This window comes from Shewanella acanthi (genome assembly GCF_019457475.1).
In the GTDB taxonomy this organism is placed as follows: domain Bacteria; phylum Pseudomonadota; class Gammaproteobacteria; order Enterobacterales; family Shewanellaceae; genus Shewanella; species Shewanella acanthi.
Window position 1 is genome coordinate 1 of record NZ_CP080413.1, and the last position, 16,969, is coordinate 16,969.

Below are 16,969 nucleotides of genomic sequence, written 5' to 3' on the forward strand. Positions count from 1 at the left end.
GTGGCGGTTTCACTTTGGCAGCAATGTATCGGACGACTGCAAGATGAGCTTTCTGCTCAGCAGTTCAGTATGTGGATCAGACCGTTACAAGCCGAAATGGATGGGGATACTTTGGTGCTCTATGCGCCTAACCGCTTCGTACTCGATTGGGTTAGAGATAAGTACATCAACATCATTAATCAGTTTTTCACTGAGCAAATGGGAAGTGATGCCCCAAAGTTACGCTTCGATATTGGTAGTCGTCCATCGGCTAAAAAGCCTGAGCCTGCCCCAATGGCGACTGCGCGTGTGCCAAATCCACAAACTAAAGCGTCTGTAGGCACGGCTTTTAATACAAATGAGCCAGCTGCTACCGCAAATCATCGCAGCAATATTAATCCAACCTATCAGTTTGATAATTTCGTCGAAGGTAAGTCGAACCAACTTGGTAAAGCTGCCGCGCTGCAAGTGGCTGAAAATCCTGGTGGTGCCTATAACCCGCTGTTCCTTTACGGTGGAACAGGTTTAGGTAAAACGCATCTATTACATGCGGTAGGTAATGGCATCATTAAAAACAAGCCCGATGCTAAAGTCGTCTATATGCACTCAGAGCGTTTTGTGCAGGACATGGTTAAAGCCCTGCAAAACAACGCGATTGAAGAGTTCAAACGCTACTACCGCAGTGTTGATGCCCTGTTTATCGACGATATTCAATTCTTTGCTAACAAAGACAGATCTCAAGAAGAATTCTTCCATACCTTTAACGCCTTGCTTGAAGGTAATCATCAGATCATCCTGACATCGGATCGTTATCCGAAGGAGATCGACGGCGTTGAAGATCGTCTAAAGTCGCGTTTCGGTTGGGGCTTAACGGTTGCCATTGAGCCGCCGGAGCTTGAGACCCGAGTTGCTATTCTTATGCGCAAGGCGCAGGAGAGTGGAATCAACCTGCCAGATGAAGTGGCCTTCTTTATTGCTAAGCGTTTACGTTCAAACGTACGTGAGCTGGAAGGGGCGTTAAACCGCGTTATTGCTAACGCAAACTTCACAGGACGTCCGATCACTATTGATTTTGTTCGCGAAGCCTTACGTGACCTCTTGGCACTGCAGGAAAAATTAGTCACTATAGACAATATTCAGAAAACCGTAGCTGAATATTACAAAATTAAAATGGCAGACATGTTGTCTAAGCGCCGCTCGCGCAGTGTTGCCCGCCCAAGACAAGTCGCCATGGCATTAGCGAAAGAATTAACTAACCAAAGTTTGCCTGAAATTGGTGATGCCTTTGGTGGTCGAGATCACACCACAGTGTTACATGCCTGTCGTAAAATTGCTCAGCTACGGGAAGAGAGCCACGACATCAAGGAAGATTACGCTAACTTGATTAGAACTTTATCTTCTTAAAAATCAGGGAACTTGGACACTATGAAATTTTCAATTGATAGGGATGCCCTATTAAAGCCGCTTCAGCTGGTTTGTGGTGCGGTAGAAAGACGCCATAATTTGCCTATTCTGGCAAACCTCCTTGTAGAAGTAAGTGGTCACTCACTCAAATTAACTGGTACCGATCTTGAGGTCGAACTGGTGGGGCAGGCTGTCGTTCATGGTGAGATTGAAGAAGGTAGAACCACGGTTCCAGCAAAAAAGCTGTTAGATATCGTTAAATCCTTGCCTGAGCAAAGTGAATTAAAAGTAGAGCAGCAAGACAACAAATGGTTACTGCGATCTGGCCGTAGTCGTTTTTCATTAGCGACGCTGCCTGCGGAAGAATATCCCAATGTGGAAGCGTTCCGTGCTGAAATCGAATTTACCTTAAAGCAGGGCGTGCTTAAGTCACTTATCGATGCCACGCAATTTTCAATGGCTAACCAAGATGTGCGTTATTACCTCAATGGTTTACTCATCGAAACCGAGGGTAATATGTTGCGCGCAATTGCAACTGACGGCCATCGTTTAGCCTTAAGTCACAGAGTGATTGATGCTCAATTGCCTGAAAAGCAAGTGATTGTTCCTCGTAAAGGCGTGATGGAAATGGCGCGTTTACTGGAATCCGACGATTTAGATATCGTGATTGCGATCGGTGATAATGCGATTCGTGCGACAACCAGCACGACAGTATTTACCAGTAAGTTGGTTGATGGTCGCTTCCCTGATTATCGCCGCGTACTGCCTAAGGGTGGTGATAAAATCGTTATCGCAAGCCGTAATCACTTTAAGCAAGCACTGACCCGCGCTTCTATTCTTTCCAATGAGAAGTTTCGTGGTGTGCGTATTCAGTTAGAAGCGGGGTTACTAAAAATCACCGCCAATAACCCTGAGCAGGAAGAAGCGGAAGAAATCATCGACGTGGATTATCAAAACCAGCCACTCGAAATCGGTTTTAACGTTAGTTATCTGCTTGATGTATTAAACAACCTCAAGTCTGAGGATGTTCGCATCACCTTAATCGATGGCAACTCGAGCGCATTACTCGAAAACCACTTGGAAGAAGATTCCATGTACGTGGTTATGCCAATGCGTCTATAGACTTCTGATTTCCTACTTTGTGCAATACGCCGCTATTTAGCGGCGTATATGTATTCAAACTTTGCTCGTCATCAATGCTTTAAGCACCCCAATGGACATTTATTGCGGTATGATAACAGCTCAGAGTTTTTACCTATTTCGCCTGTTCGGTTCACTGAGTAAACCATGAGTCTTGTTCGTCTTAATATTGAGTCTTTTCGCAATATTCAATTGGCGCAGTTAAGCCCAGGTGCTGGGATTAATCTTATTTACGGCCAAAACGGTAGCGGTAAAACCAGTATTCTTGAGGCGATATATTTCCTTGGGATGGGGCGCTCGTTTCGAAGCCATTTATCCCAGCGGGTAATCAATAATGAGCATGAACAGTTAACCCTATTCGCCAACTTAGCCTTACCTCGGGGTGAGAGCAAAATAGGTTTACGGCGGTATCGCAGCGGTGAAACTGAGGTCAAAATCGATGGCGAAAAGGTCAAACGCTTATCGACCTTAGCTGAGACGTTACCCATTCAAGTGATCACCCCAGAGAGCTTTTCGTTATTGTTTGAGGGACCAAAATCTCGCAGGCAGTTTATTGATTGGGGGGCGTTTCATTCCGACCCACAGTTCTATGTAGCGTGGATGAATGTAAGACGTGTTTTAAAGCAACGAAATCAGCTTCTTAAGAACAATACACCCTATAGCCATATCCAGTATTGGGATAGGGAGTTTGTGCGTTATAGTGAGCAGGTGACAGAAATACGAAACCGTTATGTAGACTCGTTAAATGAGCTACTTAAGGGTATAATCGGGGAGTTTTTACCGCGGGTCGATGTTAAGGTTTCTTTCACCCGTGGCTGGGATAGCAAAACGGAGTTTGCGCAGCTTCTCGAATCACAATATCCCAGAGATTTGGCCACAGGACATACTGTCAGCGGTCCCCATAAAGCTGACCTCAGACTTCGTGTTGGTAGTTTACCGGTGCAGGATGCCCTGTCCCGTGGTCAATTGAAATTATTAGTCTGTGCATTGCGTATTGCACAGGGAAAGTTGCTCAAACAACAGATAGATAAAAACAGTATTTATCTAGTGGATGATCTTCCATCCGAGTTGGATGCACAGCATAGGCAACTATTGCTGAAACAGTTGGCAGAAACCGGTGCACAGGTATTTGTGACCGCGATTGAGCCTGCGGCAATAGTCGATTCGTTACACACGCCTCCCGATAGGATGTTTCAGGTGGAGCAGGGACGTGTAACGGTAATTGAATAACCATTGAGAGAATAATATGTCAGAGAATAGTTACGATTCTTCGAGTATTAAGGTCCTAAAGGGCCTTGATGCAGTGCGTAAGAGACCTGGGATGTATATCGGTGACACCGACGACGGTACGGGTCTACATCATATGGTGTTCGAAGTTGTCGATAACTCTATCGATGAAGCCTTAGCCGGCCATTGTACTGATATCACTATTACCATCCATGTGGATGGATCTGTCTCTGTAAGGGACGATGGTCGCGGTATTCCTGTTGCGATTCACCCTGAGGAAGGCGTTTCTGCCGCCGAGGTGATCATGACGGTATTGCACGCCGGTGGTAAGTTCGACGATAACTCCTATAAAGTGTCAGGTGGTCTACATGGCGTGGGTGTATCGGTTGTAAACGCCCTGTCTAAAAAGCTGCAATTAACCATTCGCCGTGAAGGCCAAGTTCACGAACAGTTCTATACCCATGGTGTGCCAGATGCACCTATCAAAGTGATTGGTGATGCGACTAAGACGGGTACCGAAATCCGTTTCTGGCCAAGTGAAGAGACTTTCAGCGACGTTGAGTTTCACTTCGAAATTCTGGCAAAACGCGTCCGTGAATTGTCATTCTTAAACTCAGGCGTTGGTATTCGCCTCGTTGACGAACGTGACAATAAGAATGAATTCTTTAAATACGAAGGCGGTATCAGCGCATTCGTAGATTATTTAAACCGCAATAAAACGCCGGTAAACAAAGACGTATTCCACTTTATGCAAGAGCGCGATGACGGTATTACCGTTGAAGTGGCCATGCAGTGGAACGACGGTTACCAAGAAAATATCTTCTGTTTTACCAACAACATTCCACAGCGTGACGGTGGTACTCACTTAGCCGGTTTCCGTAGTGCGCTGACGCGTAACCTCAACAACTACATGGAAAACGAAGGCTATAACAAGAAAGGCAAAACCAACGCGACTGGCGATGATGCCCGCGAAGGTTTAACTGCAGTTATTTCAGTTAAAGTGCCAGATCCTAAGTTCAGCTCGCAAACCAAAGACAAGTTAGTCTCTAGCGAAGTGAAAGCCGCGGTTGAACAAACCATGGGTGAGAAGCTGAACGACTATCTATTGGAAAACCCAGCCGATGCTAAGTTAATCGTCGGTAAGATTGTCGATGCGGCTCGTGCCCGTGAAGCGGCGCGTAAAGCCCGCGAAATGACCCGCCGTAAAGGTGCTCTCGATTTAGGTGGTTTACCAGGTAAGCTGGCCGATTGCCAAGAGAAAGACCCTGGTCTTTCAGAAATCTACATAGTGGAAGGGGACTCTGCTGGCGGTAGCGCTAAGCAGGGACGTAATCGTAAGAACCAAGCGATTCTGCCACTTAAGGGTAAAATCTTAAACGTTGAGAAGGCACGTTTTGATAAAATGCTTTCTTCTCAAGAGGTTGCAACACTGATCACTGCGCTTGGCTGTGGCATTGGTCGTGATGAATACAACCCAGATAAGACCCGTTACCACAACATCATCATCATGACGGATGCTGACGTCGACGGCTCGCACATTCGTACCTTGCTGTTGACCTTCTTCTTCCGTCAAATGCCTGAACTGATTGAACGTGGTTATGTATATATTGCTCAGCCGCCTTTATTTAAAGTGAAGAAAGGTAAGCAAGAACAATACCTGAAAGACGAAGCGGCATTAACGCAGTATCTCACCACTCAAGCATTGGATGGTACAAGCATTTATCCTTCTCAAGGCGCACCAGGTATGTCCGGTGAGCCATTGGAACGTTTAGTGACGCAATATCGCGAAGTGGAAGCGATTGTTGCTCGTTTAGAGCAACGCTATCCAACGCATATTACCAATCGTATGCTTTACCACCCAATGATCAGTAATGAGATGTTGGCTGATGAAGGTAAGATGAAAGAATGGATTGATGCCTTTATTCATGAGTTAGTTGAATTAGAGAGCAGCGGTGTACTGTACTCGGGCGAGCCCGTATTGGATCCTGAGCGTAAAGTGTACCTGCCGAAGATTACGATTCGTAAACACGGTATCGATACTCACTACTTGTTTAGCTACGACTTCTTCCAATCAACTGACTACCAACGCATTGGTAAGTTAGGTGCTGCCCTTGAAGGCCTAATTGAAGTCGGTGGTTATGTTCAACGTGGCGACCGCGTGAAGGAAGTGGGTAGCTTCATCGAAGCCTTAGATTGGACTATCTCAGAAGCGAAACGTGGTCTCTATATCCAACGTTATAAAGGTTTGGGTGAGATGAACCCTGAGCAATTGTGGGAAACCACAATGGATCCAGAGTCTCGTCGCATGCTGCAAGTCACCATTGATGATGCTGTGGGTGCTGACCAATTGTTTACCTGTTTGATGGGTGACCAAGTTGAACCGCGCCGTGACTTTATCGAGGCAAACGCGCTTAACGTGGCGAACTTAGACGTATAATCGATAACGGTTGTTTCTAATGGATATTGAAAGGGAAGGCTTAGGCCTTCCTTTTTTATTTCTTTTTTCGCAGTAGAAGTTATTCGTATGTCTTAAAAACTCACCCATTAAGCCGCGTTTCACGTGGAACAGTCGCCTTTGAAATGGAATTGCTACCCTGATCAAATAACAAAAACAATGGAGAATTATTGATGCGAAAAAAGCCGATGAAAGGATGAGATAGCATATAAACTTCAGAGATTGACGGGAAATTTATTAAGACTCAAAAAGGGTAGCCTATTTTGATAAAGTCCATATTTAATAAGATTTTCAATGTTCGAGAGGGTGCTGTTGTTCAGCGACCAAAGAGTTTTACTCAGACCGATTTGGGTAAGCCCGTCGCACCTAAACCCAAACAATTACCCGCCGAAGAAACCAGTACCATTCTCAGCGTCGATCTTGCCGCACTCTTCTACAGTCTGTTGTTTTCCGTGCGAGCTAAGGATGTTGGTGGCGTGGCTAACAATCTTGAGCGGCGTGTGATTCGGGAAGTTGAATCTGCGCTTACATCCCCCGATGTGATAGCAGAAACCGTCTTGAAACTGCCGTCCAAGGTGTTGGAATTAGATAAAAAGCTCGCAGATCCAGCCTTCGATATCAAAGAGTTATTGGCCTTAATTGAGCGTGATCCAGTACTAAGTGTGGAGGTACTTAAACTCTGTAATTCGCCCGCGTTTAAGCGTGGTGATAGGGATGTGACTAGCCTACAGCAGGCATTGATTCAGCTGGGTAGGGAGCAGCTCAGGCGTTTTGTGACGAGCTGTCTAGTTCGCGAGATGCTCGACATTAAACCTATATACTTTCGCCGTTTTGGGGCAGAGATTTGGCGCCATTCGATGCAGGTTGCCTATCTAGCCAGTGAGTTAAGCGAAGAAGATAGTGATACGGCATTTTTACTTGGCTTACTCCACGATGTAGGGAAGTTGGCGATTTTTAAAATGCTGCTTGATGCGTTTGTTCAAGCTGAACCGGGTGAACAACCAAATTCCTGGCTATTTCGGCAGGTGATGACATCTAAGTCGTTAACCTTAAGTGCTTTATTAGCAAAACATTGGCAATTACCTAAGGCATTTGAAATAGAGCTCGATAGGCTCGCTAATGTGACTCAACGCCCTATGGATGGTTTAGCGCCGGTAGTATGGCAGGCAAATATCATCAGTGAGATTTCAATGTTACTGCAGGCCGAAAGACTCTCTCCAGAACTGCTGAATAAGTTATTAGAACAAGTAATGTTAGATAGAGATGAGTTCGAGCAGTTACATCAAAAATTGCAGCAATTCTAAGTTTAAAAATTGCAAGTAAAAAACGCGCCAATTGGCGCGTTTTTTAATTTAATGACTCATTACTGTAGTAATGAAATGTCCGCAACATGCAGGAACTGCTCACGCAGGTTGTTCAGCAGAGCTAAGCGGTTATTACGCAGCGCTTCATCATCTGCCATTACCATGACGTCTTCGAAGAACTGGTCAACACTTTCACGTAAGTTCGCCAGCAGGGTTAGTGCCTGTTGGTAATCGGCGTTTGCAAACAGTGGTGCAAGCAGAGGTTGTAGTTCGGTAAGCTTAGCCGCTAATGCCTGTTCAGCCGCTTCCGCTAACAGAGTGGCATTAATCGCAGTCGGTAATTCACCTTCCACTTTCGCCAGAATGTTAGACACACGCTTATTCGCCGCAGCCAGTGCACTAGAAGCTTCTAAGCTTCTGAAGTGAGATACCGCATTGATACGGCTATCAAAATCAGCAGGGCGAGTTGGACGGCGCGCTAAAACGGCAAGAATCACGTCAACATCGATACCTTTATCTTGGTACCAAGCACGGAAACGAGCCATTAAGAACTCCAGTACTTCATCCGCAGCATTTGCATTGCTAAGATTGCTACCGTGTAGTTCTTGAGCCTTAGCAATCAGAGTCACTAAGTCCAGTGGCAACTTGTTTTCAACGATAATACGTAGCACACCAATAGCAGCACGGCGAAGTGCGAATGGGTCTGCTGCGCCTTTTGGAGCCTGACCAATACCGAAAATACCCACTAAGGTATCAAGCTTGTCGGCTAGGGCAACAGCGCAAGAAACGGCAGCAGTAGGAACTGTATCGCCAGAGAACTTAGGCTTGTATTGTTCTTCCATCGCCAGCGCTACGGCTTCGGTTTCACCGTCTAGACGGGCATAGTGCATACCCATAGTGCCTTGGGTATCGGTAAATTCCATTACCATGTTGGTCATTAAGTCTGTTTTAGACAATAAACCTGCTCGGGCAGCATCAATTGCATTGGCGCCAGTTTGCTCAGCAATAAAGGCGGCTAGGGCAGAGATGCGAGTGACTTTGTCTTTGAGGGTGCCGAGTTGTTTTTGGAACAACACAGTCTCAAGGCTCGGTAAACGCGATTCCAACGTGTGCTTTTTGTCGGTATTAAAGAAGAACTCAGCGTCTGCTAAGCGTGGGCGAACCACTTTCTCGTTACCGGCAATAATTTGTGCAGGATCTTTAGATTCGATGTTAGCAACGAAGATGAAGTTTGGCAGTAACTTGCCCGCTGCATCAAATACTGGGAAGTATTTTTGGTCACCCTTCATGGTGTAAACCAATGCTTCTGAAGGAACGCTTAAAAACTTCTCTTCAAAGCTCGCGGTTAACACGACTGGCCATTCAACCAGAGAGGTGACTTCTTCTAGGAGATCATCTTCGATGTCGGCAGTGCCGCCAATCAAAGCTGCCGCTTTTTCAGCATCCGCTTTGATTAAGGTTTTACGACTTTCGTAATCCGCAATGACTTTACCTGTTTCTTTCAGCAGAGTTAGGTAGTTGTCAGCATGGTCAAGCTCGAAGCCAGTACCCATAAAGCGATGGCCGCGAACATTACGTGCCGATTTAATACCTAGCAATTCGCCTTCAATTAACTCACTGCCTAACAGCATAGTGGCAGTGTGAACAGGGCGAATGAATTGCGTTTTGCTGCTGCCCCAGCGCATTGGTTTTGGAATTGGCAGTTTATCCAGAGCGCGCTGCGCCATATCAGCTACTAGGCTCTTGGTTTCAACGCCTTCAACCTTAGCGTTATAAACTAGCCATTCACCTTTGTCGGTAACTAAACGCTCGGCTTGGTCAACGGTAATACCGTTACCACGTGCCCAACCTTCAGCCGCTTTAGTTGGCTTACCTTCACCGTCGAAAGCAGAACTCACAGCAGGGCCGCGTTTTTCAACGACTTTATCAGCTTGAGCAAGTGCCAGTTCGGTAACGTTAATCGCTAGACGACGTGGCGCTGCGTACCAAACGGCAGATTTAAATGCTAAATCGGCTTTAGTCAGTTCTTCAGTAAAGTTCGCGAGGAAAGACTCTGCTAATTTACGCAGTGCCTTTGGCGGCAGTTCTTCAGTGCCTAACTCGATGAGTAAGTTTTCAAAATTCATGTAATTACCTCTACTTACACATTGGGAAGCCAAGCGCTTCGCGTGCCTGATAATAGGATTCAGCAACGGCTTTAGCCATAGTACGAACGCGCAAGATATAACGTTGACGTTCAGTCACAGAAATGGCGTGGCGTGCATCGAGCAGGTTGAATGCGTGTGAGGCTTTCATCACTTGCTCATAGGCGGGCAGAGGTAATGGTTTTTCAAGCGATAATAAGTGCTGGCACATTTTTTCGCATTGGTCGAACAGGGCAAACATAAAGTCTACGTCGGCGTGTTCAAAGTTATAGGTTGATTGCTCAACTTCGTTTTGGTGGAACACATCACCATAGGTGATGCGACCCATAGGGCCGTCGGTCCAAACAAGATCGTAAACGCTATCAACACCTTGAATGTACATAGCAAGACGTTCTAAACCGTAGGTGATCTCACCCGTTACAGGGCTACATTCTAAGCCACCGACTTGTTGGAAATACGTAAACTGAGTCACTTCCATGCCGTTTAACCAGACTTCCCAGCCTAGACCCCAAGCGCCTAATGTAGGTGATTCCCAGTTGTCTTCCACAAAGCGAATGTCGTGGATTTGAGTATCAATACCAAGAGCTTGCAGTGAACCTAAGTAGAGTTCTTGGATGTTATCAGGAGAAGGCTTTAACACGACTTGGAATTGGTAGTAGTGCTGCAGACGGTTAGGGTTTTCACCGTAACGACCGTCGGTAGGGCGGCGCGATGGCTGCACATAGGCGCTGCTCATTGGCTCAGGCCCTAAAGAGCGTAGGAAGGTTTGCGGGTGGAATGTACCAGCGCCCACTTCCATATCTAAAGGTTGAACAATTGCACAGCCTTGCTGCGCCCAATATTCCTGCAGGGTTAGGATGAAACCCTGAAATGTTTTTACGTCGTGTTTCGTCGTCATGTCTACTTGTCTACTGCCGTCAGCTGTAATAGAAAATGGTTTCGATTATACCTTGTAGATCTCTGCTTATGTAGGTTATTTTTTACCTTCATTGTTAAAACTTGAGATGAGTAAGCCATGGAAGAAGTTCGTTGTAATTGGGTAAGCAACGACCCGCTATATCGTGAATATCACGATCATGTCTGGGGCAGACCGGTTTACGACCCCAAGGAGTTGTTCGCCAAGTTGTGTTTGGATGGACAACAGGCAGGGCTATCTTGGATTACCATCCTAAAAAAGCAGAAGAATTACGAAGAGGCCTTCGCGAATTTTGAGCCTGAAATTATTGCGACCTTTGATGATGCTAAGGTAGAGGAGTTGATGGCAAATACGGGCATAGTGCGTAACCGCCTTAAAATTCAATCGATCATCCGCAATGCAAAAGGGTATTTAGCCTACACTCAAGAGGGTAAGGATTTCTCGGCGTTCCTTTGGAGTTTTGTGGGTGGTAAACCTTTAGTGAATAGTTTTACGTCAATGACTGAAGTACCAGCACAAACCCCAGAGTCTGAAGCTATGTCGAAAGCGCTCAAAAAGCTAGGTTTTAATTTTGTTGGACCGACTATTTGTTATGCCTTTATGCAGGCGGTGGGTATGGTGAACGACCATTTAGTCGATTGTATTGCCTATGATGCCTGTTGTGTTAAATAGCACTCCTTAAGATTATTGTTACACGATCTTCAAAATTACCACTAAAAAATTAAGGCATGTTCCACGTGAAACATGCCTTATTTGGTTACTTATTTAGCACTACATTTTCGTCGTTTTTTCGAAGAAAAATGGTTTGCGTTGGCGTTTATCACCATTGAGTTGATTCATGGTCTCGGAGTCAAACAGTTTGCCATTAACCATAGTGTAGGAGACCTTATCTGTCACTCTGATATCAGCTAGTGGATCACCATCAATTACGATTAAATCAGCAAGTTTGCCTGTCTTAATTGAACCAAGCTGGTGGTCTAAGCCGAAGGTGGTGGCTGGGTTAATTGTTGCTGTTTTCAGCGCTTCCATATTACTCATCCCACCTTGCGCAAACATCCACATTTCCCAATGTGCGGCTAAACCTTCACGCTGACCATGGGCGCCGATGTTGGGATGAATACCTAAGTTATTAAACTCATTGGCAACCTTAGCCACATTAAAGTGATTATAATGACCATCGGGCGCGTGGGGACGTCGCATTGAGCGTGCCTGCAGAATATCGTTCGGTACATACATTGATAAACGTGGATGTGCCCAGACATCGGTTTTATCGTACCAATAGTTCTCACCTGAAATACCACCGTAGGCGACCACTAATGTGGGCGTGTAACCGACCTTTGTCTGGCTCCAAAACTGCTTAATATCATTGTAGATACTGGCGACAGGTAAGGAGTGTTCTACCGTTGTATGGCCATCAGCCACCATACTGAGGTTATGTTGCAGTAAGCTGCCGCCCTCTGGCACGACCATCATTTCTAGCTCGCGAGCGGCAGCTATGACTTGTTGGCGTTGGTTACGGCGCGGCTGGTTATAACTCTTAACACTGAACGCGCCGACTTTTTTTAACCTTTCCAGATGGAATTTTGCATCGTCAAGTGAATCAATATGCGAGGTATAACCTGGAGCATTCGCACCATAGAGAATTGTGCCAGTTGAGAAAATGCGAGGGCCAACGATATTTCCCGCCTTTTGCTGTTCAGACGCGGCGAAGATTTCGGTGGTATCATTCGATGGATCATGGATGGTTGTCACCCCCAAAGATAGCCCTGAGTAGAGAGCCCAGTTTTGTTGAGGCACGATTTCATCATCGGCTTGAGGACCGTGAGCGTGTGCATCAAACAGTCCTGGCATTATTGTCTTACCTGTAATATCGATGATCTGAGCACCCTTGGGGATTTCAATAATATTATCGCCAACAGCCACAATGTGATTGTCTTTAACGATGACCACACCATTATCAATGACTTTATCATCTTCCATGGTTATGACTTTGCCACCGACAAAGGCGACAGTTCCACGTGGAACATCAGATTTTTCAGTGAAACCAATATTGATGATATTGGGGGTACTGGATTCAGTAACTTTGCTGTATTGCGTGTCTACATTGGCCTGATAAAGCTCAGGGCCTAGGGTCCAATAAAGTTGGTCACTGTTATTGTTCCAGCTAATACTTTCACCCGCGCGAACACTTAATTGAGTAACTGGTAAGTTGCTGGCATTGGGGCCAATCTCAACGGTTTCACCATGCTTAGCGAATGGCGTTACCCAAACCTTGAAACGTTCCGCGAAGGCGAGCTGTTTACCATCGGGTGATACTCTAAATTCAGTTGCGTGTTTGCTGCTGTAATGAACGCGTTTATCAAATCCATCAAGATTGATGGACGAGAGTTGTGGGGTTTCAGATTCACCGGTTTCCATAAAATAGATACGGTCAGTGGTTGCACCAAACTGGGGTTGATAACCATCTGCGGTGATCTTGGTATTTAGTTTGGTTTTGATATCGACTTTATATAGGCCGGGTTCTTGTGACCAAGAACGTGGCGTCAGATTACCGCCTTTAGTCTTGCGATACACAACTAGTTCACCTTCGGGTGAAAAGGTAGGTTCGATATATTTACCCGGTTCAGATGTCAGTTGTTTTTGTTTACCACCTTTAGCACTAATGATTTGTACCGCGCCTTGGCTTTGGTCATTCCAAGTGGTGAAAACGATATTTTTGCCGTCACGTGACCATTGTGGGTAAAGTTCTTCTATATCATCTCCAAGTTCAGTCAGACGAGACATCTTTCCATCGGGTAGTGATTTAAGCCAAATTTTTCCTAAGGCTTCAAAGGCAACTTTGCTGCCATCGGGAGACACCTGCGCCATCCGCAGCATTTTGACATCAAATACTTCTTTATCTATGTCTTGCTTGAAACGTACCGAAGGTTGAACATCTAATTCAGTTTTAACGCTGAAGGGAACTGTAGCTACGGTTTTTGCTGCTACATTGAGTCGGTTGATCTTTCCCTTAGCCCAGAAAAAAATATCTTGGTTATCGGGAGTCCAAGCCATCGTCGGATAGACACCGTGAATGGCCCAAGTTTCTTGCATGTCGCGGTCGAGGTCGCCGTAAAGTTTGCTGCTTTCGCCCGACTTTAAATCGAGTAGATACAGTGATGACTGAAAATCATCACGCTTAATATAGGCAAGCTTGCTGCCATCGGGGCTCGGTGTCGGACGAATTGCGCCACCCGTGCCTTGGATTAGGATTTCAATTTTGCCTGTTTGGGTATCATAGCGTTTGATCTTGTAGATACCGTTTACTGAGTCCTTCGAGTAGTGGAAGGTTTTGCCTGGGGTGTCGTCTTGGCTGAAGTATATGTAACGGCCATCGGGTGAATAGGCGGGTTCGCCTAGGTCTTTCTCTTCATTCGGACGTTCGGTAAGTTTTACGCCTTCGCCACCGGCTACATGGTAAAGCCAAACCTCCCCAGCGCCTAAGCTACGACTGGCAGTAAAGTGTTTACGACCGATCAGATATTGCGAATCTGGGCTCCAAGCTGGGCTGTTGAGCAACCTGAAGGTTTCGGTGGTGACGGTACGTGGATTGCTACCATCGGCATCCATGATCCAGATGTTATCACCTCCATCGGCGTCTGAAGTAAAGGCAATGTGTTTGCCATCTGAGCTATAGACGGGCTGCATTTGCCAAGCAATACCTTTAGCAAGAGGTTTAGCTTCACCGCCGCTTACTGGCATTTGATAGATATCACCGAGCAAATCAAATACCAGCTGCTTACCATCGGGGCTGATACTTAGGTTCATCCAAGTACCTTCGGTGACATCAATTTTTACTTTTTCTAGCGGTGCATTTGCTGGAGCATTCACATCCCAAGTTGGTTTTTGTGCATTTGCTGTGTCAGCGTGAGCGCTGTTAATCCCTAAAAGCAGGGCAATATAAAGTGGAGATAATTTGGGTCTCAGCATGGACAATCCTGTTTTTTTCTTGGCGTAATCGATTTGGATTAACTTCTGTTAATGCTGAGACAAGTTATCGCAATATTGATGTAGATGAAAACGAAATACTGTTTCAATTAATGACGAACAGTTTCGTTATCGAAAGATATATATCGGTATTGAAAATTGCTTCGACGTGATTAGCCTATAAGGATAACGGAGTCGCCCTGATGGATCATGGCGTCATTGAGTACTCGGCAGGTAACGCCGCCACGCCAATCAGGGGTGAGTGCAGCTTCAAGTCCTGGGCAGGCCATCTCCATTTTGTCACAGGGGTCTGTCTCTCCTGTGATTTCCAAACACAACTCGCCAATATGTAATTGCTTACCAACGTCTTTAGCACTGAATGTAATTCCGTCAATAAGGAGATTTGCTCGGCGGGTTGTCCAAGGAAGGTCAGTCTTAACTTCCTCACAGGCGATAAGCCATTGCGGCTTAGATAACACCGTGATTTGACGTTTGCCAGGTCTACCAAGAACGTCTTTTTCAATGCCACTGCGCTGAGTCACATTAGCACAAAGCACTTCTTTCATGGGACCGCGTTTAACGGTTTTGTAAGCGATAGCGACAAGATTAGGCATAACTGAACATCCTTAGGTTGTTATTTAAGTTGTGCCCATAGGCTCAACTAGAGTCCTTTTTTTATCAAAAACTGATATGGGGTTTGGCTAGTATCACTTGCAATTAGCGTGTGATCCATAAACTCGCAAAAACTGGGTATATCTCGGGTTGTGGCTGGGTCATCTGCAATGATTAGCAAGGTTTCACCCTGCGCCATTTGCCTAACTGTTTTACGCACCATCATTACAGGTTCTGGACAGCGTAACCCTAGCGCATCAAGTTTATGGTGGGCATTTGAAAAAACGTCGTTCATATAACCTCAAAGGAACGATTAAACAGTGTTGGCTAATGTTACTGCAGTAGGATTTATAAACCAAGCCGGTGGGATTAATCTGTGATGGGATTATTAATATATCAGACTAAATACGGGGATACGGAGTATTGGTGTTCCACGTGAAACAAATCGGAGTCATTGTCATAGGACCACGAGCTTAGTTGGTACTTGCATTTAAATTAGCACTCGAACACGAACTAATAGTACCTGAATCATCGGTTGCTATGTTAGGTTCATGGGTTTCTCCATCAGGCTTATGTAGCTTTTGTTTAGCGGCACGTTTGAAGCTATACATACGTTGATCAGCCTTATGAATAAGGGTATTAGCATCGTCGTAATCGTATGGTCCAGTGTCGACAATACCGTAGCTTAAAGAGATATCGAGAAGGTTTTGTTTGATGCTTTGATTGAAGCGGACAATAAAGTTGTCTCTTGCTTGATCCTCGCGGCAATTTGGCATAATGATACAAAACTCATCGCCGCCATAACGGAAACTGTGATCTTCACCCCGAGAGCTGCTCTTAATGGCATCGGCAACAGCGCAGAGAACTTCGTCGCCGGATTTATGCCCCTGAGTATCGTTAAAGGCTTTGAAATTATCGACATCAAGGTAGATAACACTCACGGGTTCGGCGCGGCGCTGTGCTGATCTCAATATCCTTGTGGCAATTTCTTGTAGATGCCTAACATTTAACAGCCCAGTTAATGGGTCAGTCTGGGAGAGCTCCTCCAATTGCTGAGTACGTTCTTTAACTTTGCTTTCCATGCTTTGTGCATATCTTTCAGCCTTATCTTTGGCATTTTCAATTTCGGATACCAAGCTTCGGATATAAGTGTCAAACACTAACGTCACGTCGAAAAGGACGAGTTTATCGATTGCGACACGGATACGTTCACCCTGAGCAGGGTCTTTTACTGTGCTATTTATTTCAGTGTAAATCAGTTCCTTGAGGGTATGAACGGCAGATAGATACAACTTAGGTTCCACACCAATACGTTTGTGCACTAAACCAATTCTGAGTCGGTTGTTGACATATTCGAGGTCATACACGCCATTAAATAAATCAAGTACATAACGCCGCTGCGCAGTGCGAAGGCGTGCTAGCGTGTCGGAGTCGCCAATCAAGAGAGCAATTTCGGATACGCTGGTTTGTAGGCCATAAAAATCATCAACGATACGGTCGATATTTTCTTCTATCGTGGGCTTAAAGGACTGCAAGGCTTTGACGTCGGCGGGCGAAAACGAAAATAGGGATTTACGGAAATCAATCTCCAACTCGGTAATCCGCATTTGTTCAAAAAGTGTTTGTTCTGTTTGAAGCATATGACATCCCCAATAGCGAATAAATGAAATGCGCTTTGTCAGTTGGTTTTCAACGCATTCCAAGCTATTTAAAAGCAGCAGTGCTAACAAAAGTTAAGTAGATAGAGCTGTAAATAGCAACTCAGAAGAGAGGGATTTCATATGCTAACGTCTAATGTCTATTCAAATTTTACCAACAAAAA

At 45.4% G+C, this 16,969-nt stretch carries 12 protein-coding genes; 6 read left to right on the top strand and 6 right to left on the bottom strand.

Going from position 1 to position 16,969, the window contains the following annotated elements; all coding sequences use genetic code 11:
• The 5 genes from dnaA to K0H61_RS00025 all read left to right on the top strand — a co-directional run bounded on the left by dnaA (position 1) and on the right by K0H61_RS00025 (position 7,509).
• Positions 1 to 1,383: a chromosomal replication initiator protein DnaA gene (gene dnaA / locus K0H61_RS00005; RefSeq protein ID WP_220050772.1), complete on the top strand. Its 1,383-nt coding sequence runs from the start codon at positions 1 to 3 to the stop codon at positions 1,381 to 1,383.
• Between the two features lie 21 nt (positions 1,384 to 1,404).
• Entirely contained in the window at positions 1,405 to 2,505 is a 1,101-nt protein-coding gene (dnaN, locus tag K0H61_RS00010) for a DNA polymerase III subunit beta (RefSeq protein ID WP_220050773.1), read from the top strand.
• A 165-nt stretch (positions 2,506 to 2,670) separates the two neighbouring features.
• The gene (gene recF, locus K0H61_RS00015; protein ID WP_220050774.1) at positions 2,671 to 3,753 is read left to right on the top strand and encodes a DNA replication/repair protein RecF; all 1,083 of its coding nucleotides are present in this window, start codon (positions 2,671 to 2,673) and stop codon (positions 3,751 to 3,753) included.
• 16 nt (positions 3,754 to 3,769) lie between these two features.
• Positions 3,770 to 6,187, top strand: coding sequence for a DNA topoisomerase (ATP-hydrolyzing) subunit B (gyrB, locus tag K0H61_RS00020; protein WP_220050775.1), 2,418 nt, complete (start codon positions 3,770 to 3,772; stop codon positions 6,185 to 6,187).
• Positions 6,188 to 6,468: 281 nt separating this feature from the next.
• Positions 6,469 to 7,509: an HDOD domain-containing protein gene (locus K0H61_RS00025; RefSeq protein ID WP_220050776.1), complete on the top strand. Its 1,041-nt coding sequence runs from the start codon at positions 6,469 to 6,471 to the stop codon at positions 7,507 to 7,509.
• 59 nt (positions 7,510 to 7,568) lie between these two features.
• Here the strand turns inward: K0H61_RS00025 and glyS are convergent, their stop codons facing one another.
• Both glyS and glyQ read right to left on the bottom strand, forming a co-directional pair.
• A complete protein-coding gene (gene glyS / locus K0H61_RS00030) occupies positions 7,569 to 9,635 on the bottom strand; it encodes a glycine--tRNA ligase subunit beta (protein WP_220050777.1) in 2,067 nt (688 codons plus the stop codon).
• Positions 9,636 to 9,645: 10 nt separating this feature from the next.
• Complete coding sequence (glyQ, locus tag K0H61_RS00035; RefSeq protein ID WP_011070431.1) at positions 9,646 to 10,551, bottom strand: glycine--tRNA ligase subunit alpha; 906 nt, start codon at positions 10,549 to 10,551, stop codon at positions 9,646 to 9,648.
• Between the two features lie 117 nt (positions 10,552 to 10,668).
• Between glyQ and K0H61_RS00040 the strand changes: the two genes are divergently transcribed.
• Positions 10,669 to 11,241: a DNA-3-methyladenine glycosylase I gene (locus K0H61_RS00040; protein WP_220050778.1), complete on the top strand. Its 573-nt coding sequence runs from the start codon at positions 10,669 to 10,671 to the stop codon at positions 11,239 to 11,241.
• A gap of 99 nt (positions 11,242 to 11,340) precedes the next feature.
• Here the strand turns inward: K0H61_RS00040 and K0H61_RS00045 are convergent, their stop codons facing one another.
• From K0H61_RS00045 to K0H61_RS00060, 4 genes are all read right to left on the bottom strand, one after another.
• Positions 11,341 to 14,538, bottom strand: coding sequence for an amidohydrolase family protein (locus tag K0H61_RS00045; RefSeq protein WP_220050779.1), 3,198 nt, complete (start codon positions 14,536 to 14,538; stop codon positions 11,341 to 11,343).
• 170 nt (positions 14,539 to 14,708) lie between these two features.
• Positions 14,709 to 15,149, bottom strand: a complete 441-nt coding sequence (locus K0H61_RS00050; RefSeq protein WP_220050780.1) for an MOSC domain-containing protein — start codon at positions 15,147 to 15,149, stop codon at positions 14,709 to 14,711.
• Between the two features lie 47 nt (positions 15,150 to 15,196).
• The gene (gene tusA / locus K0H61_RS00055) at positions 15,197 to 15,442 is read right to left on the bottom strand and encodes a sulfurtransferase TusA (RefSeq protein WP_220050781.1); all 246 of its coding nucleotides are present in this window, start codon (positions 15,440 to 15,442) and stop codon (positions 15,197 to 15,199) included.
• A gap of 178 nt (positions 15,443 to 15,620) precedes the next feature.
• Positions 15,621 to 16,787, bottom strand: a complete 1,167-nt coding sequence (locus tag K0H61_RS00060) for a diguanylate cyclase domain-containing protein (RefSeq protein ID WP_258405979.1) — start codon at positions 16,785 to 16,787, stop codon at positions 15,621 to 15,623.
• Positions 16,788 to 16,969: the final 182 nt, after the last annotated feature.

What these genes read in the sequence shown, in the direction of transcription:
- K0H61_RS00040 (WP_220050778.1), top strand. Translation starts at nt 10,669, where the DNA reads ATGGAAGAAGTTCGTTGTAATTGGGTAAGCAACGACCCGCTATATCGT.
- recF (WP_220050774.1), top strand. Translation starts at nt 2,671, where the DNA reads ATGAGTCTTGTTCGTCTTAATATTGAGTCTTTTCGCAATATTCAATTG.
- dnaN (WP_220050773.1), top strand. Translation starts at nt 1,405, where the DNA reads ATGAAATTTTCAATTGATAGGGATGCCCTATTAAAGCCGCTTCAGCTG.
- gyrB (WP_220050775.1), top strand. Translation starts at nt 3,770, where the DNA reads ATGTCAGAGAATAGTTACGATTCTTCGAGTATTAAGGTCCTAAAGGGC.
- tusA (WP_220050781.1), bottom strand. Translation starts at nt 15,442, where the DNA reads ATGAACGACGTTTTTTCAAATGCCCACCATAAACTTGATGCGCTAGGG.
- K0H61_RS00060 (WP_258405979.1), bottom strand. Translation starts at nt 16,787, where the DNA reads ATGCTTCAAACAGAACAAACACTTTTTGAACAAATGCGGATTACCGAG.
- glyS (WP_220050777.1), bottom strand. Translation starts at nt 9,635, where the DNA reads ATGAATTTTGAAAACTTACTCATCGAGTTAGGCACTGAAGAACTGCCG.
- K0H61_RS00050 (WP_220050780.1), bottom strand. Translation starts at nt 15,149, where the DNA reads ATGCCTAATCTTGTCGCTATCGCTTACAAAACCGTTAAACGCGGTCCC.
- glyQ (WP_011070431.1), bottom strand. Translation starts at nt 10,551, where the DNA reads ATGACGACGAAACACGACGTAAAAACATTTCAGGGTTTCATCCTAACC.
- K0H61_RS00045 (WP_220050779.1), bottom strand. Translation starts at nt 14,538, where the DNA reads ATGCTGAGACCCAAATTATCTCCACTTTATATTGCCCTGCTTTTAGGG.